17 protein-coding genes are annotated in these 23,028 nt (G+C 63.8%); 15 read left to right on the forward strand and 2 right to left on the reverse strand.

What is annotated here, in order from left to right; genetic code table 11:
• Nucleotides 1–93: 93 nt before the first annotated feature.
• Both F3J44_RS27825 and mgtA read right to left on the reverse strand, forming a co-directional pair.
• Nucleotides 94–1,536, reverse strand: coding sequence for a SulP family inorganic anion transporter (locus tag F3J44_RS27825; RefSeq protein WP_167069919.1), 1,443 nt, complete (start codon nucleotides 1,534–1,536; stop codon nucleotides 94–96).
• Nucleotides 1,537–1,665: 129 nt separating this feature from the next.
• Nucleotides 1,666–4,350 (reverse strand): magnesium-translocating P-type ATPase, encoded by a 2,685-nt coding sequence (gene mgtA / locus F3J44_RS27830; protein ID WP_167277687.1) that lies wholly within the window; start codon nucleotides 4,348–4,350, stop codon nucleotides 1,666–1,668.
• Between the two features lie 294 nt (nucleotides 4,351–4,644).
• Between mgtA and F3J44_RS27835 the strand changes: the two genes are divergently transcribed.
• The 15 genes from F3J44_RS27835 to nuoN all read left to right on the forward strand — a co-directional run bounded on the left by F3J44_RS27835 (nucleotide 4,645) and on the right by nuoN (nucleotide 22,915).
• Nucleotides 4,645–5,379, forward strand: coding sequence for a secretin N-terminal domain-containing protein (locus F3J44_RS27835; protein ID WP_167277689.1), 735 nt, complete (start codon nucleotides 4,645–4,647; stop codon nucleotides 5,377–5,379).
• A 489-nt stretch (nucleotides 5,380–5,868) separates the two neighbouring features.
• Nucleotides 5,869–7,194, forward strand: coding sequence for an isocitrate lyase (gene aceA, locus F3J44_RS27840; protein WP_167069925.1), 1,326 nt, complete (start codon nucleotides 5,869–5,871; stop codon nucleotides 7,192–7,194).
• Nucleotides 7,195–7,956: 762 nt separating this feature from the next.
• Nucleotides 7,957–8,370, forward strand: a complete 414-nt coding sequence (locus F3J44_RS27845; protein WP_011534614.1) for an NADH-quinone oxidoreductase subunit A — start codon at nucleotides 7,957–7,959, stop codon at nucleotides 8,368–8,370.
• Between the two features lie 10 nt (nucleotides 8,371–8,380).
• Entirely contained in the window at nucleotides 8,381–9,058 is a 678-nt protein-coding gene (locus F3J44_RS27850) for an NADH-quinone oxidoreductase subunit B family protein (RefSeq protein ID WP_029614113.1), read from the forward strand.
• Nucleotides 9,059–9,137: 79 nt separating this feature from the next.
• Complete coding sequence (gene nuoC / locus F3J44_RS27855; protein ID WP_167069927.1) at nucleotides 9,138–10,919, forward strand: NADH-quinone oxidoreductase subunit C/D; 1,782 nt, start codon at nucleotides 9,138–9,140, stop codon at nucleotides 10,917–10,919.
• A 2-nt stretch (nucleotides 10,920–10,921) separates the two neighbouring features.
• On the forward strand, nucleotides 10,922–11,419 hold the full coding sequence (gene nuoE, locus F3J44_RS27860) for an NADH-quinone oxidoreductase subunit NuoE (protein WP_161892702.1): 498 nt from the start codon (nucleotides 10,922–10,924) through the stop codon (nucleotides 11,417–11,419).
• Nucleotides 11,416–12,777, forward strand: a complete 1,362-nt coding sequence (gene nuoF / locus F3J44_RS27865; RefSeq protein ID WP_167069929.1) for an NADH-quinone oxidoreductase subunit NuoF — start codon at nucleotides 11,416–11,418, stop codon at nucleotides 12,775–12,777. Before nuoE ends, nuoF begins: the two co-directional genes overlap by 4 nt.
• A 133-nt stretch (nucleotides 12,778–12,910) precedes the next feature.
• On the forward strand, nucleotides 12,911–15,625 hold the full coding sequence (gene nuoG / locus F3J44_RS27870) for an NADH-quinone oxidoreductase subunit NuoG (protein WP_167069931.1): 2,715 nt from the start codon (nucleotides 12,911–12,913) through the stop codon (nucleotides 15,623–15,625).
• The gene (gene nuoH, locus F3J44_RS27875) at nucleotides 15,622–16,629 is read left to right on the forward strand and encodes an NADH-quinone oxidoreductase subunit NuoH (protein WP_027920602.1); all 1,008 of its coding nucleotides are present in this window, start codon (nucleotides 15,622–15,624) and stop codon (nucleotides 16,627–16,629) included. Before nuoG ends, nuoH begins: the two co-directional genes overlap by 4 nt.
• 11 nt (nucleotides 16,630–16,640) lie before the next feature.
• The gene (gene nuoI / locus F3J44_RS27880; protein WP_016488223.1) at nucleotides 16,641–17,189 is read left to right on the forward strand and encodes an NADH-quinone oxidoreductase subunit NuoI; all 549 of its coding nucleotides are present in this window, start codon (nucleotides 16,641–16,643) and stop codon (nucleotides 17,187–17,189) included.
• A gap of 10 nt (nucleotides 17,190–17,199) precedes the next feature.
• Complete coding sequence (gene nuoJ / locus F3J44_RS27885) at nucleotides 17,200–17,700, forward strand: NADH-quinone oxidoreductase subunit J (RefSeq protein ID WP_167069933.1); 501 nt, start codon at nucleotides 17,200–17,202, stop codon at nucleotides 17,698–17,700.
• A gap of 3 nt (nucleotides 17,701–17,703) precedes the next feature.
• Nucleotides 17,704–18,012: an NADH-quinone oxidoreductase subunit NuoK gene (gene nuoK, locus F3J44_RS27890; protein ID WP_167069935.1), complete on the forward strand. Its 309-nt coding sequence runs from the start codon at nucleotides 17,704–17,706 to the stop codon at nucleotides 18,010–18,012.
• Complete coding sequence (gene nuoL, locus F3J44_RS27895) at nucleotides 18,009–19,862, forward strand: NADH-quinone oxidoreductase subunit L (protein ID WP_167069937.1); 1,854 nt, start codon at nucleotides 18,009–18,011, stop codon at nucleotides 19,860–19,862. The genes nuoK and nuoL overlap by 4 nt, the downstream gene beginning before the upstream one ends.
• A 43-nt stretch (nucleotides 19,863–19,905) precedes the next feature.
• Complete coding sequence (gene nuoM, locus F3J44_RS27900) at nucleotides 19,906–21,438, forward strand: NADH-quinone oxidoreductase subunit M (RefSeq protein WP_167277690.1); 1,533 nt, start codon at nucleotides 19,906–19,908, stop codon at nucleotides 21,436–21,438.
• A gap of 7 nt (nucleotides 21,439–21,445) precedes the next feature.
• Nucleotides 21,446–22,915, forward strand: a complete 1,470-nt coding sequence (gene nuoN, locus F3J44_RS27905) for an NADH-quinone oxidoreductase subunit NuoN (RefSeq protein ID WP_167277692.1) — start codon at nucleotides 21,446–21,448, stop codon at nucleotides 22,913–22,915.
• The last annotated feature ends 113 nt before the right edge of the window (nucleotides 22,916–23,028 follow it).

Consider the following 23,028-nt stretch of genomic DNA (forward strand, 5'->3'; position numbering starts at 1 on the left):
TGAGGGCCCTGATCGCGAGCTGCGCTCGCTCCTACGGGGATCGCGCCCTCTCGGTAGGAGCGAGCGCAGCTCGCGATCAGGGCCGAAACAGGTTCAATGCTGCTCACCCGCCCGTTTAAGCAGCTTCTTGCAACGCTCCGACAAATGCACCACGCGCAAATGCTTGCCCGCCTTGGCATAACGCTCGCGCAAGGTCTTCAACGCAGCGATCGCCGAATAATCGACAAAGCTCAGGTGCTGGCAGTCCAGGGTCACCTTGGCCGGGTCGCCCGCCGGGTCGAACTGATTCAGAAACGGCGTGGTCGAGGCAAAGAACAGCGTGCCATGTACCTGGTAATGCTTGCCCCCCTCGCCGTCTTCATGGCTGTCGGCATACAGCTCACGGGCATGCTGCCAGGCAAAATTCACCGCCGCGATAACGATGCCGAACAGCACCGCCGTGGCCAGGTCGGTAAACACCGTGACCACGGTGACCGCCACGATCGCCAGCACATCGCTCACCGGCACCTTGTGCAGCACCCGCAACGACGCCCAGGCAAAGGTCTGCTGGGCCACCACGAACATCACCCCCACCAGCGCCGCCAACGGTATGCGCTCGATCAGCGGCGACAGGAACAGCACGAACAGCAGGATCATCACCCCGGCCACCACGCCAGACAACCGGCCCCGGCCATTGGAGCTGAGGTTGATCACGGTCTGGCCGATCATCGCGCAGCCGCCCATGCCACCGCACAAGCCAGACACCAGGTTGGCCGCGCCCAGGGCCACGCACTCGCGGTCCGGAAAGCCTCGGCTTTCGGTGATTTCATCGGTGAGGTTGAGGGTCAGCAAGGTTTCCAGCAGGCCGACCAGGGCCATCAGCACGGCATACGGGGCGATGACCTTGAGGGTATCCAGGCTCCACGGCACCTGCGGCAGGGCCAGTTGCGGCAGGCCACCGGCGATATGGGCCATGTCGCCCAGGGTGCGGGTCGGCAAATCGAGCAGGTACACCAGCACGCCAACCCCGAGAATCGCCACCAGCGCCGGGGGCACCGCGCGGGTGAGCTTGGGCAGCAGATAGACCACCAGCATGGTCAAGGCCACCAGGCCGATCATCAGGTACAGCGGCGTACCACCCAGCCAGTGCTCACCGTCCTTGAAATGCTCCAGCTGGGCCATGGCAATGACGATCGCCAAGCCGTTGACGAAACCGAGCATCACCGGGTACGGCACCAGGCGCACCAGCTTGCCCAGGCGCAGCAGGCCGAACAGGATCATGATCCCGCCGCCCAGCAGCACAGTGGCCAGCAGGTACTGCACGCCGTGCTGCACCACCAGGGCAACGATCACCACCGCCATGGAGCCGGCGGCACCGGAAATCATCCCAGGCCGACCGCCAAACAGCGCGGTCAGGGTGCAGATGATGAAGGCGCCGTAGAGGCCCATCAACGGGTTGAGGTGGGCCACCAGGGCAAAGGCGATGCACTCGGGCACCAGGGCGAACGAGGTAGTAAGGCCGGCGAGCAGGTCGGCGCGTAGTCGGGCGGGTTTCATGGGGTTCCTGAGCGGCAGTGCAAGCGCACGTTGCAAAAAACAAGGGGCGCGATGTTACGGAAAATGTCGGCCAGCGGCCACCGCCAGGCTACCCTGGCGGCATTCTCCATCACCTCGCGCCCTACTCACTCAGAACCACTGGCCGAACCTGCGGATGTACAGGGTCTTGATGGTTTGCGCCAGCACGCAATAGCCCACCAGCGTCGCCACCAGCCAAGGGAAGTAGGCCAGCGGCAGCGGCACCAGCCCGACCATCGCCCCCAGCGAGGAGAACGGCAGGTAGATGCCCAGGCCCATCACCAGCAGCGTGGCCAGGGTCACTGGCAATGCGGCGCGGCTTTGGAAGAACGGCACCTTGCGGGTGCGCAGCATGTGCACCACCAGCGTTTGCGACAGCAGCCCCTCGACGAACCAGCCCGACTGGAACAGCGCCTGCATGTGCACGCTGTTGGCGGCGAACACGTACCACATCAGGGCGAACGTGGTGATGTCGAACACCGACGAGGTCGGCCCCACCCAGAGCATGAAGCGGCCAATGTTACGGGCATCCCATTTGCGCGGCTCAACCAGGAAGTCGCCATCCAGGCGGTCCCATGGCAAGGCCAGCTGCGAAGCGTCGTACATCAGGTTCTGCAGCAGCAGCTGGATGGCCAGCATCGGCAGGAACGGGATGAACGCACTGGCCACCAGCACCGAGAACACGTTGCCGAAGTTGGAGCTGGCGGTCATGCACAGGTACTTCATGATGTTGCCGAAGGTTTCCCGCCCTTGCAGCACACCGTCGCCCAGCACCCGCAGGCTTTTGTCGAGCAGGATGATATCGGCCGATTCCTTGGCGATGTCGGTGGCGCTGTCCACCGAAATGCCCACATCGGCGTCACGCAGGGCCGGGGCGTCATTGATGCCGTCGCCCAGGAAACCCACGGTGTGGCCGTTACCCTGCAAGGCCTTGAGCACCCGCGATTTCTGCAGCGGGGTGAGCCGTGCGAACACCGTACGCACCTCGACTTCGGCTGCCAGGCGGGCATCGTCCATGCCTTCGATGGCCTGGCCGAGCAGCGGCTCACCAGGGTTCAGCCCCACCTCATGGCACACTTTGCAGCACACTTCGGCGCTGTCGCCGGTCAGCACCTTGACCTGCACACCCATGCCGGCCAGGGCCTCAATGGCGGGCCCTGCGCTTTCTTTCGGCGGGTCGAGGAAGGTCAGGATGCCGCGAATCACCAGGTTGTGTTCATCCTCCACGGCGTACTGCACTTTGCTGAAGTCATTGCCCAGTTCACGGGTTGCCAGCAGCAGCACGCGCAGCCCTTCGGCATTGCGGGCATCGGCGAAGGCGCGCAGCTGGCTGCGGCGCTGCTCATCGAGCGGCACACGCAGGCCATGCAGCTCGACATGGCTGGCAATCTCCAGCATCTCCTCGACCGCGCCCTTGCTGACCATCAGGCGATCACCCAGCGGGTCCTTGACCACCACCGACAGCCGGCGACGGATGAAGTCGAACGGCAGCTCGTCGACCTTGGTGTAGGCGAACGGCGCCTCGAACCCTGGGGTTTCGGCGGTGCGACGCAGCACAGCCTGGTCCATCAGGTTCCTTACCCCGCTCTGGTGATGGCTGTTGAGCCAGGCCAGTTCCAGCAGCCGCGGGTCGGCGCTGCCATCGGCGGCCAGGCACTGCTCAAGGATGATCCGGTCCTCGGTCAGGGTGCCGGTCTTGTCGGTGCACAGCACATCCATCGAGCCGAAGTTCTGGATGGCGTTCAGGCGTTTCACCACCACCCGCCGCCGGGCCATGGCCACGGCGCCCTTGGCCAGATTGGCGCTGACGATCATCGGCAGCATTTCCGGGGTCAGCCCTACGGCCACGGCCAGGGCGAACAGGAAAGCGTCGCTCCAGTCATGCTTGGCAAAGCCGTTGAGCAGGAACACCACCGGCACCATCACCAGCATGAAGCGGATCAGTAGGCGGCTGACGCTGTTCACCCCACGGTCGAAGGCGGTTTCGCTGCGCGAGCCGGAAATGGCCTTGGCCAGGCTGCCGAAATAGGTGTTACGGCCCGTGGCGATCACCAGCGCACGGGCGCGCCCGCTGACCACGTTGGTGCCCATGAAGCACACATTGGCGTTGTCCAGCAGCGGCTCCCCGGCGCCATCGCTGTCACCGGCGCTTTTCTGCGCGACATTGCCGAGGGTGTCGTACTTTTCCACCGGCAGCGCTTCGCCGGTCAGCACGGCCTGGCTGATGAACAGGTCGCGCGACTCGATCAGGCGCACGTCGGCGGGAATCATGTCACCGGCATGCAGCTGCACCACATCACCGACCACCAGCTCGGCCATAGGCACTTCGCGCAGGTGCCCGTCCTGCCCTTCTGCCTCGCTGCGCAGCACCGTGGCAGTGGTGCGCACCATGGCTTTGAGCGCGCTGGCAGCCTTGCCCGAACGGTACTCCTGCCAGAAACGCAGCAGGGTGCTGAGGCTGACCATGGTGAGGATGATGACGACCTTGGTCAGGTCGGCATCGCCCACATTGCCTGCCCGAATCGGCAGCCAGTAATCGGTGACGAAGCTGATTGCGCCCAGGGCCAGCAGCACATAGATGAACGGGTTGTGCAGCGCAGCCAGCAGTTGCAGCCAGGCCGGTTGCGGTTTGCCGTGCAGCGCCTCGTTAGCGCCGTCGCGGGCCAGCCGGCGTGCGGCCTCGGCTTCGCTCAGGCCATGGCGGGTGGCGTGCAGGCGTGCAAAGGTTTCGGCAAGCCCTGGGTGGGCAGCCGGGGTGAAGTGGGAAGCGAGGTTGTTGCGTTCTTTTACGGTCATGGTCTGTGCTCCTGCCGCGGGAGGCGACGCGAAGCACGGGCGCACCACCAGCTAGCCGGCGGGTGCGGGCACTTCGTATCGCGGGGTGGTACTTCGTGGACCTGACATGGGGTTTGTCTTTTCCAGTGAGTGGAGCCCCTAGAATAGCCCGAGGCGAAGCGGCAGTGGCGAAGCTGAAAAAGGTTTCATCATTGGCCGTGTCGGCACCGGAAAAAACCGGGCGCCGTGACCCAGGCCCGGCAAACCTGCGGCAAATTTGCCATCATGTTGATTCCACCTGCGGAGATCATGGACATGCCGCTACGCCCCCTTTTCGCCTCCCTGCTGCTGGCCGCCAGCCTCAGTGCCCAGGCCGCCACCGAGGTGCTGCCGCTGCAGCACCGCAGCAGCGCTGAACTGCTGCCTGCAGCCCAGTCGTTCATTGGCCGCGACGGCACGGTCAGCGCCTTCGAAAACAAGCTGATCGTCAACGCCAGCGCCGAGCGCATCGACGACCTGCGCGCCTTGCTGCAGCAACTGGACACCGCGCCCAAGCGCTTGTTGATCAGCGTCGACAACGATGACAGCAACTACCAGGACAACCGCGGCAATGGCCGGGTCATCCACTACGGCACCAGCAACCGCGAGGGCGGCCTGCAGCAGGTTCAAGCCAGCGAAGGCCAGCCCGCGCTGATCCAGGTGGGCCAGAGCATTCCGATTACCAGCACCAGTACGGACGGCTACGGGCGCCTCCAGAGCAACACCGAATACCGCAACGTGACCCAGGGTTTCTATGTAACACCAAGCTTGAGCGGGGAAACCGTTCGTCTGCAAATAAGCACCAATAACGATCGAATGAGCCAGGAACGCGCTGATGTAGTGAAAGTGCAAAGTACCGACACGACAATCACCGGAAGGCTCGGTGAGTGGATCACCTTGGCCGGCCACAACCAGCAGAGCCAAGCCGGCCGCGACCCGTCAAGCCGTACTTACAGCACCCAGCGGGGTGAAAACATGACAGTGCGGGTAAAAGTCGACCTTTTGGACTGATCCCAGGCAACTCAAGGCCTCGACCAAAGGCCTTGAAATTGACCGCAGAGTCGCATTAGACCAAAGATGTAGTAAGCCTAAAAAAGCACTACAAAACATTTGACAGGCACTTTTTCACGAGGGCATGATGGCCTCGCTCCCGCTAATCAGGGGCCCTGGCAAGGGCCTTCGAGGCGCACTCCTCCCACCCCTGGAGGCACCTCGTGTCTATACGGCCCACAAGGCGGTTCGACGGGATTGCGACTGCAACGAAGAAGTTGTCCCGAGGGACGGAAGCGCATCACCGCAGCACTGGCAATCGCGTCGCACCGCACAAGGCAACCACGAGCCGAACTGCTGGAGCACCCTTGCGCCTGGCCTGCACCTCCTTCCCCCTCGCGCCTTCGCGTTCGCTGCCGCACTCCCCCGGACAGGACAGCCGCCAGGCCCCTGATCTGCCCCGAGCATCAGCACAATTAACCCAAGATCGATGCGACGAGGTTTATTTCCATGGCACTGACACGCGAACAGCAAATTGCAGCCCTCGAAAAAGACTGGGCCGAGAACCCGCGCTGGAAAGGCGTGACCCGTACCTACACCGCCGCCGATGTCGTTCGCCTGCGTGGCTCCCTGCAGCCGGAGCACACCCTGGCCCGCGTGGGTGCAGAAAAACTGTGGAAGCTGGTCACCCAGGGTGCCCACCCGTCCTTCCGCCCGGAAAAAGATTTCGTCAACTGCATGGGCGCCCTCACCGGCGGCCAGGCGGTGCAGCAGGTAAAAGCCGGTATCCAGGCCATCTACCTGTCGGGCTGGCAGGTGGCCGCCGACAACAACTCGGCCGAGTCCATGTACCCTGACCAGTCGCTGTACCCGGTCGACTCGGTGCCAACCGTGGTCAAGCGCATCAACAACTCGTTCCGCCGCGCCGACCAGATCCAGTGGAAAGCCGGCAAGAACCCAGGTGACGAAGGCTACATCGACTACTTCGCCCCCATCGTGGCCGACGCCGAAGCCGGTTTCGGCGGCGTGCTGAACGCCTACGAGCTGATGAAGAACATGATCGAAGCGGGCGCCGCCGGCGTGCACTTCGAAGACCAGCTGGCCTCGGTGAAAAAATGCGGCCACATGGGCGGCAAGGTACTGGTACCGACCCAGGAAGCGGTGCAGAAGCTGGTGGCCGCGCGCCTGGCCGCTGACGTGGCTGGCGTGCCAACCATCATCCTGGCCCGCACCGACGCCAACGCCGCCGACCTGCTGACCAGTGACTGCGACCCGTACGACCAGCCGTTCGTGATCGGCGAGCGTACCCGCGAAGGCTTCTACAAGGTGCGTGCCGGCCTCGACCAGGCCATCGCCCGGGGCCTGGCCTACGCCCCGTATGCCGACCTGATCTGGTGCGAAACCGCCAAGCCGGACCTGGACGAGGCCCGTCGCTTCGCCGAGGCGATCAAGAAGGAGTACCCGGACCAGCTGCTGTCGTACAACTGCTCGCCTTCCTTCAACTGGAAGAAGAACCTGGACGACGCGACCATTGCCAAGTTCCAGCGCGAGCTGTCGGCGATGGGCTACAAGCACCAGTTCATCACCCTGGCGGGCATTCACAACATGTGGCACGGCATGTTCAACCTGGCGCACGACTACGCCCGCAACGACATGACCGCGTATGTGAAGCTGCAGGAGCAGGAATTCGCCGACGCCAGCAAGGGCTACACCTTCGTGGCGCACCAGCAAGAGGTGGGCACGGGTTACTTCGACGACATGACCACGGTGATTCAGGGTGGGGCATCGTCGGTGACTGCGCTGACTGGGTCGACTGAGGAGGAGCAGTTCCACTGAATAGTGGGTAGCTGATCGAGAAAGGCCCGGGGCTTGTGAGAGCTCCGGGCTTTTTTTGCGTGGGGATTGGGGTGCACGGCGTGGGGTGCCCGGCGGTAGAGGTGCAGCGCCGGGGAGATCGAGCGCCGCCCGCGCGGCGCTTCGCGAGCTGCGCTCGCTCCTACGTCTGTTTCGGGCCAATGTTCATGTGGCCACCGCGCGCGGTCCTCTGTAGGAGCGAGCGCAGCTCGCGATGCGCCGCGCGGGCGGCGCTCGATCTCACAGGCGCCAAACCTGTCATGCCGGACACCCGCAGGCCATGACGCCAGATCACGTCTATGCTTCACCCCAACCACCAAAGCATTGACCCAGAGCGGTACGCACGCGCGCAAAAGCTGCTACAACAAGATTCTTTCGCATTTGCAAGTAGGGGAAATCGCCAGATGAACTTTACAAGCGGCAGAACAGCCCAATTAGAAGGCATCAGGTCAAATGATATTAATTATCATTACGCAACTTGTAATTCGTTACCAGTCGCAAGAAACATAATTAACAAAACCGTTCGCAATGCCCGAATCTCAAGGCTTTCAGCCAGTTACGCGGCCCTTTTGTTCTTAATCCTACGAATAAATTTGCAACGGAAAATTTACTTGCACCGGGTTTACCCATAAAATCAGCCCGATTGATTCAGCTGCGACATTTGGTCACTGCACCTGCGACACCACGTCGCCGCTCTACTTATTTCAGACTGCAGAGCTGGGTCTCTGTATAAGGATTTCTAGCATGTCCGATTCGGCAGGACTCATCGCCCACAACTGGGGCTTTGCCATCTTCCTCCTGGGTGTCGTCGGCCTGTGTGCCTTCATGCTCGGCCTCTCCAGCCTGCTCGGTAGCAAGGCCTGGGGCCGCGCCAAGAACGAACCCTTCGAATCCGGCATGCTGCCCGTCGGCAGCGCCCGCCTGCGCCTGTCCGCCAAATTCTATCTGGTCGCGATGCTGTTCGTGATCTTCGATATCGAAGCCCTCTTCCTGTATGCATGGTCTGTGTCCGTCCGCGAAAGCGGCTGGACCGGATTCGTCGAAGCACTCGTTTTCATAGCAATTCTGTTGGCAGGTCTTGTCTACCTTTGGCGCGTCGGAGCCCTTGACTGGGCCCCCGAAGGTCGCCGCAAGCGGCAAGCGAAGCTGAAACAATGAGGCTTTGGCAATGCAATACAATCTCACCAGAATCGATCCGGATGCGCCCAACGAGCAGTACCCGGTAGGTGATCGGGAAACCGTCACCGACCAACTGCTGGAGGACCAGGTCCACAAGAACATCTATATGGGGAAACTCGAAGATGTGCTGCGTGGCGCGGTCAACTGGGGGCGCAAGAACTCCCTCTGGCCGTACAACTTCGGCCTGTCCTGCTGCTACGTGGAAATGACCACGGCCTTCACGGCGCCCCACGACATCGCCCGCTTCGGCGCCGAAGTCATCCGGGCTTCGCCGCGCCAGGCCGACTTCATGGTCATCGCCGGTACCTGCTTCGTCAAAATGGCGCCGATCATTCAGCGCCTGTACGAGCAGATGCTTGAGCCGAAGTGGGTCATCTCCATGGGGTCGTGCGCCAACTCCGGTGGCATGTACGACATCTACTCGGTCGTTCAGGGGGTCGACAAGTTCCTCCCCGTGGACGTCTACGTGCCTGGCTGCCCGCCACGCCCTGAGGCTTTCCTGCAAGGCTTGATGCTGCTGCAGGAGTCGATCGGCCAAGAACGACGCCCGCTTTCCTGGGTTGTTGGTGATCAAGGCATCTACCGTGCCGAGATGCCAGCCCAGAAAGACCTGCGTCGTGAACAGCGCATTGCGGTAACCAACCTGCGCAGCCCCGACGAAGTCTGATCCAGCGACCTGCCGCCCGCTCCCCAAGGAGCCGGCGGCCTGGCTTCATTCTTAACGCTGACCCGAAGCGACCGAGACCATGACAGCGGACAACGCTATTTTCATTCCGCCCTACAAGGCAGACGACCAGGATGTGGTCGTCGAACTGCACAACCGTTTTGGCGCCGACGCATTCGTCGCCCAGGAAACCCGCACCGGCATGCCCGTGCTGTGGGTCAAGCGCGCCCAGCTCAAGGAAGTGCTGAGCTTCCTGCGTGGCGTGGCCAAGCCATACAGCATGCTGTACGACCTGCACGGCGTCGACGAACGCCTGCGCACCCAGCGCCGTGGCCTGCCAGCCGCCGACTTCAGCGTGTTCTACCACCTGCTGTCGGTCGAGCGTAACAGCGACGTGATGATCAAGGTGTCGCTCAGCGAAGGCGACCTGAACCTGCCGACCGTGACCGGTATCTGGCCGAACGCCAACTGGTACGAGCGCGAAGTGTGGGACATGTTCGGCATCGACTTCGCCGGCCACCCGCACCTGAGCCGCATCATGATGCCGCCCACCTGGGAAGGCCACCCGCTGCGCAAGGACTACCCGGCCCGCGCCACCGAGTTCGACCCCTACAGCCTGACCCTGGCCAAGCAGCAGCTCGAAGAGGAATCGGCACGTTTCAACCCTGAAGCCTGGGGCATGAAGCGCCACGGCGCCAACGAGGACTACATGTTCCTCAACCTGGGCCCGAACCACCCTTCGGCCCACGGCGCCTTCCGTATCGTGCTGCAGCTGGACGGTGAAGAGATCGTCGACTGCGTGCCCGACATCGGCTACCACCACCGTGGCGCCGAAAAAATGGCCGAGCGCCAGTCCTGGCACAGCTTCATCCCCTACACCGACCGTATCGACTACCTCGGCGGGGTGATGAACAACCTGCCGTACGTGCTCGCGGTGGAGAAGCTGGCCGGCATCCAGGTGCCGCAGAAGGTCGACGTGATCCGCATCATGTTGGCCGAGTTCTTCCGCATCACCAGCCACCTGCTGTTCCTGGGTACCTACATCCAGGACGTTGGCGCCATGACCCCGGTGTTCTTCACCTTCACCGACCGCCAGCGCGCCTACACCGTGATCGAGGCGATCACCGGTTTCCGCCTGCACCCGGCCTGGTACCGCATCGGTGGCGTCGCCCACGACCTGCCGCGCGGCTGGGACAAGCTGGTCAAGGACTTCGTCGAATGGCTGCCCAAGCGCCTGGACGAATACACCAAGGCGGCCCTGCAGAACAGCATCCTCAAGGGCCGTACCATCGGCGTTGCCGCGTACAACACCAAGGAAGCCCTGGAATGGGGCACCACCGGTGCCGGCCTGCGTTCCACCGGTTGCGACTTCGACCTGCGTAAAGCCCGCCCCTACTCCGGCTACGAGAATTTCGAGTTCGAAGTACCGCTGGCCCACAACGGCGATGCCTACGACCGCTGCATGGTCCGTGTCGAGGAGATGCGCCAGAGTATCCGCATCATCGACCAGTGCCTGCGCAACATGCCGGAAGGCCCGTACAAGGCGGACCACCCGCTGACCACGCCGCCGCCGAAAGAGCGCACCCTGCAGCACATCGAAACCCTGATCACGCACTTCCTGCAAGTCTCGTGGGGCCCGGTGATGCCGGCCAACGAGTCGTTCCAGATGATCGAGGCGACCAAGGGCATCAACAGTTACTACCTGACGAGCGATGGCGGCACCATGAGCTACCGCACCCGGATCCGTACCCCGAGCTACCCGCACCTGCAGCAGATCCCTTCGGTGATCAAAGGCAGCATGGTCGCCGACCTCATTGCGTACCTGGGCAGTATCGACTTCGTTATGGCTGACGTGGACCGCTAAGCATGAACAGCACGCTTATCCAGACAGACCGTTTCGCCCTGAGCGAAACCGAGCGCTCGGCCATCGAGCACGAAATGCATCACTACGAGGACCCGCGCGCGGCGTCCATCGAAGCCCTGAAGATCGTCCAGAAAGAACGTGGCTGGGTGCCGGACGGCGCCATCCACGCCATCGGCGAAGTGCTGGGCATCCCGGCCAGCGACGTCGAGGGTGTGGCCACCTTCTACAGCCAGATCTTCCGCCAGCCGGTGGGCCGCCACATCATCCGTGTGTGCGACAGCATGGTCTGCTACATCGGCGGCCACGAATCGGTGGTCAGCCAGATCCAGAACGAGCTGGGCATCGGCCTGGGCCAAACCACCGCGGACGGGCGTTTCACCCTGCTGCCGGTGTGCTGCCTGGGCAACTGCGACAAGGCCCCGGCCCTGATGATCGACGACGACACCTTCGGCGACGTGCAGCCGGCCGGTGTTTCCAAACTGCTGGAGGGTTACGTATGACCATTACTTCCTTCGGCCCGGCCAACCGCATCGCGCGTACGGCCGAAACCCACCCGCTGACCTGGCGCCTGCGTGATGACGGCGAGCCGGTATGGCTGGCCGAGTACGAGTCGAAGAACGGCTACGCCGCCGCGCGCAAGGCACTGGCCGAGATGTCCGCCGACGACATCGTGCAAAGCGTCAAGGATTCCGGCCTCAAGGGCCGCGGTGGCGCAGGCTTCCCCACCGGTGTGAAGTGGGGCCTGATGCCCAAAGACGAGTCCATGAACATCCGCTACCTGCTGTGCAACGCGGACGAAATGGAGCCCAACACCTGGAAGGACCGCATGCTGATGGAGCAACAGCCCCATCTGCTGGTCGAGGGCATGCTGATCAGCGCCCGCGCCCTGAAGGCCTACCGTGGCTACATCTTCCTGCGTGGCGAATACACCACGGCCGCGAAGAACCTCAACCGCGCCATCGATGAAGCCAAGGCCGCAGGCCTGCTGGGCAAGAACATCCTGGGCAGCGGCTTCGACTTCGAGCTGTTCGTGCACACCGGCGCCGGGCGTTACATCTGCGGTGAAGAAACCGCGCTGATCAACTCCCTGGAAGGCCGCCGCGCCAACCCGCGCTCCAAGCCGCCCTTCCCTGCCGCCGTGGGCGTGTGGGGCAAGCCGACCTGCGTGAACAACGTCGAAACCCTGTGCAACGTGCCGGCCATCGTCGCCAACGGCAACGACTGGTACAAGTCGCTGGCCCGTGAAGGCAGCGAAGACCACGGCACCAAGCTGATGGGCTTCTCCGGCAAGGTGAAGAACCCAGGCCTGTGGGAACTGCCGTTCGGCGTCACCGCCCGCGAGCTGTTCGAAGACTACGCCGGCGGCATGCGCGACGGCTTCAAGCTCAAGTGCTGGCAGCCAGGCGGCGCCGGTACTGGCTTCCTGCTGCCCGAGCACCTCGACGCGCAGATGTACGCCGGTGGCATCGCCAAGGTCGGCACCCGGATGGGTACGGGCCTGGCCATGGCGGTGGACGACAGCATCAACATGGTGTCGCTGCTGCGCAACATGGAGGAGTTCTTCGCCCGCGAGTCGTGCGGCTGGTGCACCCCATGCCGCGACGGCCTGCCATGGAGCGTGAAGATGCTGCGCGCACTGGAAAAAGGCCAGGGCCGCGCCGAAGACATCGAGACGCTGCTGGGGCTGGTCAACTTCCTCGGCCCAGGCCGCACCTTCTGTGCTCACGCACCAGGTGCCGTCGAGCCATTGGGCAGTGCCATCAAGTACTTCCGGTCGGAGTTCGAGGCAGGTGTGGCGCCCGAAAGCGCTGGCACCCTGCGCCCTAACCTGGCCAAGCCGATCGTGGTCGGCGCATAACAAGATGATTAGGCGGGTGGTCCGTGCCACTCGCCAGCGTACTGGCAGGCCCAACCTGATTGTGGCGTGCCACACGCTCACCGATTTCCATTAGCCACGCCCGCTCACGCGGGCCAACGAAGAACTTTGAACAATGGCCACTATCCACGTAGACGGCAAAGCGCTCGAAGTCAACGGTGCAGACAACCTGTTACAGGCGTGTCTGTCACTGGGCCTCGACATCCCCTATTTCTGCTGGCACCCGGCGCTCGGTAGCGTCGGCGCCTGCCGGCAGTGTGCGGTCAAGCAGTACACCGACGAGAACGACACCCGTGGTCGTATCGTCATGTCCTGCATGACCCCTGCCTCCGACGGCACCTGGATTTCCATCGATGACGATGAGTCCAAGGCGTTTCGCGCCAGCGTCGTCGAATGGCTGATGACCAACCACCCGCACGACTGCCCGGTGTGCGAGGAAGGCGGCCACTGCCACCTGCAGGACATGACGGTAATGACCGGCCACAACGAGCGCCGCTACCGTTTCACCAAGCGTACCCACCAGAACCAGGACCTCGGCCCGTTCATCGCCCATGAGATGAACCGCTGCATCGCCTGCTACCGCTGCGTGCGCTACTACAAGGACTACGCCGGTGGTACCGACCTGGGCGTGTACGGCGCCCACGACAACGTGTACTTCGGCCGCGTCGAAGACGGCGTGCTGGAAAGCGAGTTCTCCGGCAACCTGACCGAGGTCTGCCCAACCGGTGTGTTCACCGACAAGACCCACTCCGAGCGCTACAACCGCAAGTGGGACATGCAGTTCGCCCCAAGCATCTGCCACGGCTGCTCCAGCGGCTGCAACATCAGCCCGGGCGAGCGCTATGGCGAACTGCGCCGGATCGAGAACCGTTTCAACGGCTCGGTCAACCAGTACTTCCTGTGCGACCGCGGCCGCTTCGGCTACGGCTACGTCAACCGCAAGGACCGCCCGCGCCAGCCTTACCTGGCCGACGGCACCAAGCTGAGCCTGGACGCCGCCCTGGACAAGGCCGCCGACCTGCTGCGCGGCCGCACCATCGTCGGTATCGGCTCGCCACGCGCCAGCCTGGAAAGCAACTACGGCCTGCGTGAGCTGGTGGGCGCCGACTACTTCTACAGCGGTATGGAAGCCGGCGAGCTGGCCCGTGTGCGCCTGGCCCTGAACGTGCTGAACAACAGCCCGCTGCCGGTGCCAACCCTGCGCGACATCGAAGACCACGACGCCGTGTTCGTGCTCGGTGAAGACCTGACCCAAACCGCTGCCCGCGTTGCCCTGGCCGTGCGCCAGGCCACCAAGGGCAAGGCCGAGGCCATGGCCGAAGCGATGAAAGTGCAGCCGTGGCTCGACGCTGCGGTGAAGAACATCGGCCAGCACGCGCTGTACCCGCTGTTCATCGCCTCGCTGGCTGAAACCAAGCTGGACGACGTGGCCGAGGAATGCGTGCACGCAGCCCCTGCCGACCTGGCGCGCCTGGGCTTCGCCGTGGCCAACGCCATCGACCCGAGCGCCCCGGCCGTCGAAGGCCTGGACGCAGAAGCCAAGGCCCTTGCCCAGCGCATCGCCGATGCTCTGGTCGCCGCCAAGCGCCCACTGGTGGTAGCGGGCACGTCCCTGGCCGACCCTGCGCTGATCGAAGCCGCTGCCAACATCGCCAAGGCCCTGCAGCTGCGCGAGAAGAACGGCTCGCTGAGCCTGGTGGTGCCTGAGGCCAACAGCCTGGGCCTGGCCATGCTCGGCGGCGACTCCGTCGATGCCGCGCTGGACGCTGTAATCAGCGGCAAGGCCGACGCCATCGTGGTGCTGGAAAACGACCTGTACGCCCGCGTAGCGGCCGCCAAGGTCGACGCTGCCCTGGCTGCGGCCAAGGTGGTGATCGTTGCCGACCACTCCAAGACCGCGACCCTCGACCGCGCCCACCTGGTGCTGCCAGCGGCCTCGTTCGCCGAAGGCGACGGCACCCTGGTCAGCCAGGAAGGCCGTGCCCAGCGCTTCTTCCAGGTGTTCGACCCGCAGTACCTGGACAGCAGCATTCAAGTCCACGAAGGCTGGCGCTGGATGCACGCCCTGCGTGCCACCCTGCTCAACAAGCCGGTCGACTGGACCCAGCTGGACCACGTCACCAGCGCCTGCGCCGAAGCCGCCCCGCAACTGGCCGGCATCGTCAACGCAGCGCCAAGCGCGGCATTCCGCATCAAGGGCATGAAGCTTGCCCGTGAGCCGCTGCGCTACTCCGGCCGTACCGCCATGCGCGCCAACATCAGCGTGCACGAGCCGCGTACCCCGCAGGACAAGGACACCGCGTTCGCCTTCTCCATGGAAGGCTACTCGGGCTCGGCCGAACCGCGCCAGCAAGTGCCGTTCGCCTGGTCGCCGGGCTGGAACTCGCCACAGGCCTGGAACAAGTTTCAGGACGAGGTCGGCGGCCACCTGCGTGCCGGTGACCCTGGCGTGCGCCTGATCGAGTCGCAAGGCGACCGCCTGAGCTGGTTCAACGCCGTTCCAGGCGCCTTCAACCCAGCCCGTGGCACCTGGACGGCGGTTCCGTTCTTCCACCTGTTCGGCAGCGAAGAGAACTCCTCGCGCGCCACCCCGGTGCAAGAGCGCATCCCGGCCGCCTACGTGGCCCTGGCCAAGTCCGAAGCCGACCGCCTGGGCGTCAACGAAGGTGCCCTGCTGAGCCTGAACGTAGCTGGCGTGGCCCTGCGCCTGCCGCTGCGCATCAATGAAGCACTGGGCGCAGGCCTGGTGGCCCTGCCCAAAGGCCTGGCCGGCATTCCGCCTGCCATCTTCGGTGCATCCGTCGAAGGTCTGCAGGAGGCAGCACAATGAGCTGGTTCACCCCCGAAGTGATCGATGTGATCCTCACCGTGGTCCGGGCCGTGGTGGTCCTGCTCGCGGTGGTGGTCTGCGGCGCGCTGCTCAGCTTCGTCGAGCGCCGCCTGCTGGGCTGGTGGCAGGACCGTTACGGTCCGAACCGCGTCGGCCCGTTCGGTATGTTCCAGATCGCTGCCGACATGCTGAAGATGTTCTTCAAGGAAGACTGGAACCCGCCCTTCGTCGATCGCATGATCTTCACCCTGGCGCCAGTGGTGGCCATGAGTGCCCTGCTGATCGCCTTCTGCGTGATTCCGATCACCCCGCTGTGGGGCGTCGCCGACCTGAACATCGGCCTGCTGTTCTTCTTCGCCATGGCCGGCCTGTCGGTCTATGCGGTGCTGTTCGCCGGCTGGTCGTCGAACAACAAGTACGCCCTGCTGGGCAGCTTGCGCGCCTCGGCGCAGACCGTGTCGTACGAAGTGTTCCTGGGCCTGGCGCTGATGGGCGTGGTGGTGCAGGTGGGTTCGTTCAACATGCGCGACATCGTTGAATACCAAGCCCAGAACCTGTGGTTCATCATTCCGCAGTTCTTCGGTTTCTGCACCTTCTTCATCGCCGGCGTGGCCGTGACTCACCGTCACCCCTTCGACCAGCCAGAAGCGGAACAGGAACTGGCCGACGGCTACCACATCGAGTATGCCGGCATGAAATGGGGCATGTTCTTCGTCGGTGAGTACATCGGCATCATCCTCATCTCGGCGCTGCTGGTGACCCTGTTCTTCGGCGGCTGGCACGGCCCGTTCGGCATCCTGCCGCAACTGTCGTTCCTGTGGTTCGCCCTGAAGACCGCGTTCTTCATCATGCTGTTCATCCTGCTGCGCGCCTCGATCCCGCGCCCACGCTATGACCAGGTGATGGACTTCAGCTGGAAGTTCTGCCTGCCGCTGACCCTGATCAATTTGCTGGTGACCGCTGCGATCGTGCTCTACAACACGCCAGCCGTCGCGGCCCAGTGAGGATTTGACCCATGTTCAAGTATATCGGCGACATCGTTAAGGGCACCGGCACCCAGCTGCGCAGCCTGGCAATGGTGTTCTCCCACGGGTTCCGCAAGCGCGACACCCTGCAGTACCCCGAAGAACCCGTGTACCTGCCGCCGCGCTACCGCGGCCGCATCGTCCTCACCCGCGACCCCGACGGCGAGGAGCGCTGCGTGGCGTGCAACCTCTGCGCGGTGGCCTGCCCGGTTGGCTGCATCTCGCTGCAGAAGGCCGAAACCGAGGACGGCCGCTGGTACCCGGAGTTCTTCCGCATCAACTTCTCGCGCTGCATCTTCTGCGGCCTGTGTGAAGAAGCGTGCCCGACCACCGCGATCCAGCTGACTCCGGATTTCGAAATGGCCGAGTTCAAGCGTCAGGACCTGGTGTACGAGAAAGAAGATCTGCTGATCTCCGGCCCCGGCAAGAACCCTGACTACAACTTCTACCGTGTTGCGGGTATGGCGATCGCTGGCAAGCCGAAAGGCGCTGCGCAGAACGAAGCCGAGCCGATCAACGTGAAGAGCTTGCTCCCATAAGGACAGAAAGATGGAATTCGCTTTCTACTTCGCATCCGGGATCGCCGTGGTTTCCACCCTGCGGGTGGTGACCGGGACCAACCCCGTGCACGCCTTGCTGTACCTGATCATCTCGCTGATTTCCGTTGCGATGATCTTCTTCGCCCTGGGTGCGCCGTTCGCCGGCGCCCTGGAAGTGATCGCCTACGCCGGCGCCATCATGGTGCTGTTCGTGTTCGTGGTGATGATGCTCAACCTGGGGCCGGCGTCGGTGGCCCAGGAACGGGGCTGGCTCAAGCCCGGCATCTGGGCAGGGCCGGTGCTGCTGGCCGCCCTGCTGCTGCTGGAGCTGCTGTACGTGCTGTTCGTCGCGCCAAGCGGCGCGGCCATCAGCGGTACCACCGTGGGCCCGAAAGCAGTGGGTATCAGCCTGTTCGGCCCGTACCTGCTGGTGGTCGAACTGGCTTCGATGCTGCTGCTTGCGGCAGCCGTCACGGCCTTCCACCTGGGCCGCAACGAGGCGAAGGAGTAAATCATGGGTGCTATCCCTCTCGAACATGGCCTGGCCGTCGCCGGCATCCTGTTCTGCTTAGGTCTGGTTGGCCTGATGGTCCGCCGCAACATCCTCTTCGTGCTCATGAGCCTGGAAGTCATGATGAACGCATCTGCCCTGGCGTTCATCGTCGCCGGTGCCCGTTGGGTCCAGCCCGACGGCCAGATCATGTTCATTCTGGTGATCAGCCTGGCAGCCGCCGAGGCCAGTATTGGCTTGGCGATCCTGCTGCAGCTGTATCGCCGCTTCCACACTCTCGACATCGATGCTGCCAGTGAGATGCGCGGATGAACCTTCTCTTCCTGACTTTCGTCTTCCCCCTCGTCGGCTTCCTGCTGCTGTCGTTCTCCCGCGGGCGGTTCTCGGAGAACCTGTCGGCGCTGATCGGCGTTGGCTCGGTGGGCCTGTCGGCAGCCACCGCCGCCTACGTCATCTGGCAGTTCAACGTCGCCCCGCCTGAGGGCGGTGCGTACAGCCAGCTGCTGTGGCAGTGGATGTCGGTGGACGGCTTCGCGCCGAACTTCACCCTGTACCTGGACGGCCTGTCGGTGACCATGCTCGGCGTGGTCACCGGGGTGGGCTTCCTGATCCACCTGTTCGCATCCTGGTACATGCGCGGTGAAACCGGCTACTCGCGGTTCTTCTCGTACACCAACCTGTTCATCGCCAGCATGCTGTTCCTGATCCTGGGCGACAACCTGCTGTTCATCTACTTCGGTTGGGAAGGCGTGGGCCTGTGCTCGTACCTGTTGATCGGTTTCTACTACAGCAACCGTAACAACGGTAACGCTGCACTCAAGGCGTTCATCGTCACCCGCATCGGCGACGTGTTCATGGCCATCGGCCTGTTCATCCTGTTCGCCCAGCTGGGTACCCTGAACGTGCAGGAACTGCTGGTGCTGGCACCGCAGAAGTTCAAGGCCGGCGACACCTGGATGGTGCTGGCGACCCTGATGCTGCTCGGTGGTGCGGTTGGTAAATCGGCCCAGCTGCCGCTGCAGACCTGGCTGGCCGACGCGATGGCGGGCCCGACCCCGGTTTCGGCACTGATCCACGCCGCGACCATGGTGACCGCGGGCGTATACCTGATCGCCCGTACCAACGGCCTGTTCCTGCTGGCCCCGGACATCCTGCACCTGGTGGGTGTGGTGGGTGGTGTGACCCTGGTGCTGGCCGGCTTCGCCGCGCTGGTGCAAACCGACATCAAGCGTATCCTCGCCTACTCGACCATGAGCCAGATCGGCTACATGTTCCTGGCCCTGGGCGTGGGTGCCTGGGATGCGGCGATCTTCCACCTGATGACCCACGCCTTCTTCAAGGCCCTGCTGTTCCTTGCCTCGGGTGCGGTGATCGTTGCCTGCCACCACGAGCAGAACATCTTCAAGATGGGCGGCCTGTGGAAGAAGCTGCCGCTGGCCTACGCCAGCTTCGTGGTCGGTGGTGCTGCCCTGGCAGCCCTGCCAATCGTGACCGTGGGCTTCTACTCCAAGGACGAAATCCTCTGGGAAGCCTTCGCCAGCGGCAACACCGGGCTGCTGTACGCCGGCCTGGTCGGTGCGTTCATGACCTCGCTGTACACCTTCCGCCTGATCTTCATCGCCTTCCACGGCGAAGCCAAGACCGAAGCCCACGCTGGCCACGGCATCAGCCACTGGCTGCCGCTGGGCGTGCTGATCGTGCTGTCGACCTTCGTCGGCGCCTGGATCACCCCACCACTGGCAGGCGTGCTGCCGGAAAGTGCAGGCCACGCCGGTGGCGAAGCCAAGCATGCGCTGGAGATCACCTCCGGTGCCATCGCCATCGCCGGTATCCTGCTGTCGGCCCTGCTGTTCCTGGGCCAGCGCCGCTTCGTCAGCGCCGTGGCCAACAGCGGCATCGGTCGCGTCCTGTCGGCCTGGTGGTTCGCCGCCTGGGGCTTCGACTGGATCTACGACAAGCTGTTCGTCAAACCTTACCTGCTGATCAGCCATGTCCTGCGCAAGGACCCGGTGGACCGCAGCATTGGCCTGATTCCTCGCATCGCTCGCGGCGGCAACGTTGCCATGAGCAAGACCGAGACCGGCCAGCTGCGCTGGTACACCGCCTCGATCGCCGTGGGCGCCGTGCTGGTGCTGGGCGCCGTGGTAGTGGCTGCGGTATGACTATGAAGAACCTTGCGACTTTGCCAAAGGAAACCAACCCGTCATGATTTTGCCTTGGCTGATCCTGATTCCCTTCATCGGCGGCCTTCTGTGCTGGCTGGGTGAGCGCTTCGGCGCCACCCTGCCGCGCTGGATCGCATTGCTGACCATGTCCCTGCTGCTTGGCATCGGCCTGTGGCTGTGGGCTCACGGCGACTACACCCTGGCGCCCGCGCCAGGCGCCGAACCGCACTGGGCGGTGGAATACAAAGTCCAGTGGATCCAGCGCTTCGGCATCAGCATCCACCTGGCCCTCGACGGCCTGTCGCTGCTGATGATCCTGCTCACCGGCCTGCTCGGTGTGCTGTCGGTGCTGTGCTCCTGGAAAGAGATCCAGCGCCACGTCGGCTTCTTCCACCTCAACCTGATGTGGATCCTCGGCGGCGTGGTCGGTGTGTTCCTGGCCCTGGACCTGTTCCTGTTCTTCTTCTTCTGGGAAATGATGCTGGTGCCGATGTACTTCCTCATCGCGCTCTGGGGTCACAGCTCGGCAGACGGCAAGAAAACCCGGATCTACGCGGCGACCAAGTTTTTCATCTTCACCCAGGCCAGCGGCCTGATCATGCTGGTGGCGATTCTTGGCCTGGTGCTGGTCAACTACACCAACACCGGCGTCATCACCTTCAACTACAGCGACCTGCTCAAGGCCGAACTGCCAGCTGGCACCGAGTACCTGCTGATGCTGGGCTTCTTCATCGCCTTCGCGGTGAAGCTGCCGGTGGTGCCGTTCCACTCCTGGCTGCCTGACGCCCACGCCCAGGCACCCACCGCAGGTTCCGTGGACCTGGCCGGTATCCTGCTGAAGACCGCGGCCTACGGCCTGCTGCGCTTCGCCCTGCCGCTGTTCCCGAACGCCTCGGCGGAGTTTGCGCCGATCGCCATGACCCTGGGCCTGATCGGTATCTTCTACGGTGCCTTCCTGGCCTTCGCACAAACCGACATCAAGCGCCTGATCGCCTTCTCCAGCGTCTCGCACATGGGCTTCGTGCTGATCGGTATCTACTCCGGCAGCCAGCAAGCCCTGCAGGGCGCGGTGATCCAGATGCTGGCCCACGGCCTGTCGGCTGCTGCGCTGTTCATCCTGTCTGGCCAGCTGTACGAGCGCCTGCACACCCGTGACATGCGCCAGATGGGCGGCCTGTGGCACCGCATCGCCTACCTGCCGGCGATCAGCCTGTTCTTCGCTGCCGCATCGCTTGGCCTGCCAGGCACCGGTAACTTCGTCGGCGAGTTCCTGATCCTGATCGGCAGCTTCGTGCATGTACCGTGGATCACCGTGATCGCCACCACCGGCCTGGTATTCGGCTCGGTGTACTCGCTGATCATGATCCACCGCGCCTACTTCGGCCCGGCCAAGGCCGACACCGTGCTGGCCGGCATGGACACACGCGAGCTGATCATGGTGCTGGGCCTGGCGGTACTGCTGATTCTGCTGGGCGTGTATCCGCAGCCGTTCCTCGACACCTCTGCCGCCACCATGACCGGCGTGCAGCAGTGGCTCGGTTCCGCTTTCACTCAACTCGCTTCGGCCCGGTAAGAGCGCTATGGAATTCACCACTCAACACTTCATCGCATTGGCGCCGATGCTGATCACCACCATCACCACCGTGGTGGTGATGCTGGCGATCGCCTGGAAGCGCAACCACTCGCAGACCTTCCTGCTGTCCACCGTGGGCCTGAACCTGGCCCTGCTGTCGATTCTGCCGGCACTGAAGGTCGCGCCGCTGGCGGTCACCTCGCTGGTGACCATCGACAAGTTCGCCTGCCTGTACATGGCGATCATCCTGGTGGCGACGCTGGCCTGCGTCACCCTGGCCCACGCCTACCTGGGCGAAGGCTCCACCGGCTTCCCGGGCAACCGTGAAGAGCTCTACCTGCTGCTGCTGATGTCTGCCCTGGGTGGCCTGGTGCTGGTCAGCGCCAACCACCTGGCGGGCCTGTTCATCGGCCTGGAGCTGCTGTCGGTCCCGGTGTATGGCCTGGTGGCGTATGCCTTCTTCAACAAGCGCTCACTGGAAGCGGGCATCAAGTACATGGTGCTGTCGGCCGCCGGCTCCGCCTTCCTGCTGTTCGGCATGGCCCTGCTGTACGCCGACGCCGGCAGCCTGACCTTCGACCAGCTGGGCAAGGCCCTGGCGGCCACCAGCATGCCTAGCCTGCTGGCACAGCTGGGCCTGGGCATGATGCTGGTGGGCCTGGCCTTCAAGCTGTCGCTGGTGCCGTTCCACCTGTGGACCCCAGACGTGTACGAAGGCGCCCCGGCGCCGGTGGCCGCATTCCTGGCCACGGCCAGCAAGGTGGCGGTATTCGCCGTGGTGGTGCGCCTGTTCATGCTCTCCCCTGCCGCCAGCAGCGGCGTGCTGAGCACGGTACTGGCGGTGATCGCCGTGGCTTCGATCCTGATCGGCAACCTGCTGGCGCTGACCCAGAGCAACCTCAAGCGCCTGCTCGGTTACTCGTCCATCGCCCACTTCGGTTACCTGGTGATTGCCCTGGTGGCCAGCAAGGGCCTGGCCATGGAAGCCATGGGCGTGTACCTGGTCACCTACGTGATCACCAGCCTTGGCGCCTTCGGCGTGATTACCCTGATGTCCTCGCCGTATGGCGGCCGTGATGCCGACGCACTGTACGAGTACCGCGGCCTGTTCTGGCGCCGCCCGTACCTGACCGCGGTGCTGACCGTGATGATGCTGTCGCTGGCGGGTATCCCGCTGACGGCCGGCTTCATCGGCAAGTTCTATATCATCGCCACCGGCGTCGAGTCGCACCTGTGGTGGCTGGTCGGTGCCCTGGTGATCGGCAGCGCCATCGGCGTGTACTACTACCTGCGGGTGATGGTCACCCTGTACCTGGTAGAGCCGAACCTGCGTCGCCACGACGCCCCGCTGAAGTGGGAACAGCGCACCGGCGGCGTGATGCTGCTGGCCATCGCCATCCTTGCCTTCGTCCTGGGCGTGTACCCACAGCCGTTGCTGGACCTGGTTCAGCAAGCAGGCCTGCAGCTGATCGGCTGATCAGCCCCGCAGCAAAAACGCCCCGCACCAGCGGGGCGTTTTTTTTGCGCGCCATGGCAGCCTGGGCGACGTGTAAAGCGCAGCCCTGGGCATCCGTATTTCAGGGGTGACAC

The organism is Pantoea sp. Tr-811 (assembly GCF_011752535.1).
Lineage (GTDB): Bacteria > Pseudomonadota > Gammaproteobacteria > Pseudomonadales > Pseudomonadaceae > Aquipseudomonas.

Bases quoted from the DNA above. Each gene is read 5' to 3' on its own strand.
- nuoN (WP_167277692.1), top strand. From the start codon at position 21,446: ATGGAATTCACCACTCAACACTTCATCGCATTGGCGCCGATGCTGATC.
- mgtA (WP_167277687.1), bottom strand. From the start codon at position 4,350: ATGACCGTAAAAGAACGCAACAACCTCGCTTCCCACTTCACCCCGGCT.
- F3J44_RS27850 (WP_029614113.1), top strand. From the start codon at position 8,381: ATGCAATACAATCTCACCAGAATCGATCCGGATGCGCCCAACGAGCAG.
- nuoE (WP_161892702.1), top strand. From the start codon at position 10,922: ATGAACAGCACGCTTATCCAGACAGACCGTTTCGCCCTGAGCGAAACC.
- nuoI (WP_016488223.1), top strand. From the start codon at position 16,641: ATGTTCAAGTATATCGGCGACATCGTTAAGGGCACCGGCACCCAGCTG.
- F3J44_RS27835 (WP_167277689.1), top strand. From the start codon at position 4,645: ATGCCGCTACGCCCCCTTTTCGCCTCCCTGCTGCTGGCCGCCAGCCTC.
- nuoH (WP_027920602.1), top strand. From the start codon at position 15,622: ATGAGCTGGTTCACCCCCGAAGTGATCGATGTGATCCTCACCGTGGTC.
- aceA (WP_167069925.1), top strand. From the start codon at position 5,869: ATGGCACTGACACGCGAACAGCAAATTGCAGCCCTCGAAAAAGACTGG.
- nuoJ (WP_167069933.1), top strand. From the start codon at position 17,200: ATGGAATTCGCTTTCTACTTCGCATCCGGGATCGCCGTGGTTTCCACC.
- F3J44_RS27845 (WP_011534614.1), top strand. From the start codon at position 7,957: ATGTCCGATTCGGCAGGACTCATCGCCCACAACTGGGGCTTTGCCATC.
- F3J44_RS27825 (WP_167069919.1), bottom strand. From the start codon at position 1,536: ATGAAACCCGCCCGACTACGCGCCGACCTGCTCGCCGGCCTTACTACC.
- nuoK (WP_167069935.1), top strand. From the start codon at position 17,704: ATGGGTGCTATCCCTCTCGAACATGGCCTGGCCGTCGCCGGCATCCTG.
- nuoF (WP_167069929.1), top strand. From the start codon at position 11,416: ATGACCATTACTTCCTTCGGCCCGGCCAACCGCATCGCGCGTACGGCC.
- nuoM (WP_167277690.1), top strand. From the start codon at position 19,906: ATGATTTTGCCTTGGCTGATCCTGATTCCCTTCATCGGCGGCCTTCTG.
- nuoL (WP_167069937.1), top strand. From the start codon at position 18,009: ATGAACCTTCTCTTCCTGACTTTCGTCTTCCCCCTCGTCGGCTTCCTG.
- nuoC (WP_167069927.1), top strand. From the start codon at position 9,138: ATGACAGCGGACAACGCTATTTTCATTCCGCCCTACAAGGCAGACGAC.
- nuoG (WP_167069931.1), top strand. From the start codon at position 12,911: ATGGCCACTATCCACGTAGACGGCAAAGCGCTCGAAGTCAACGGTGCA.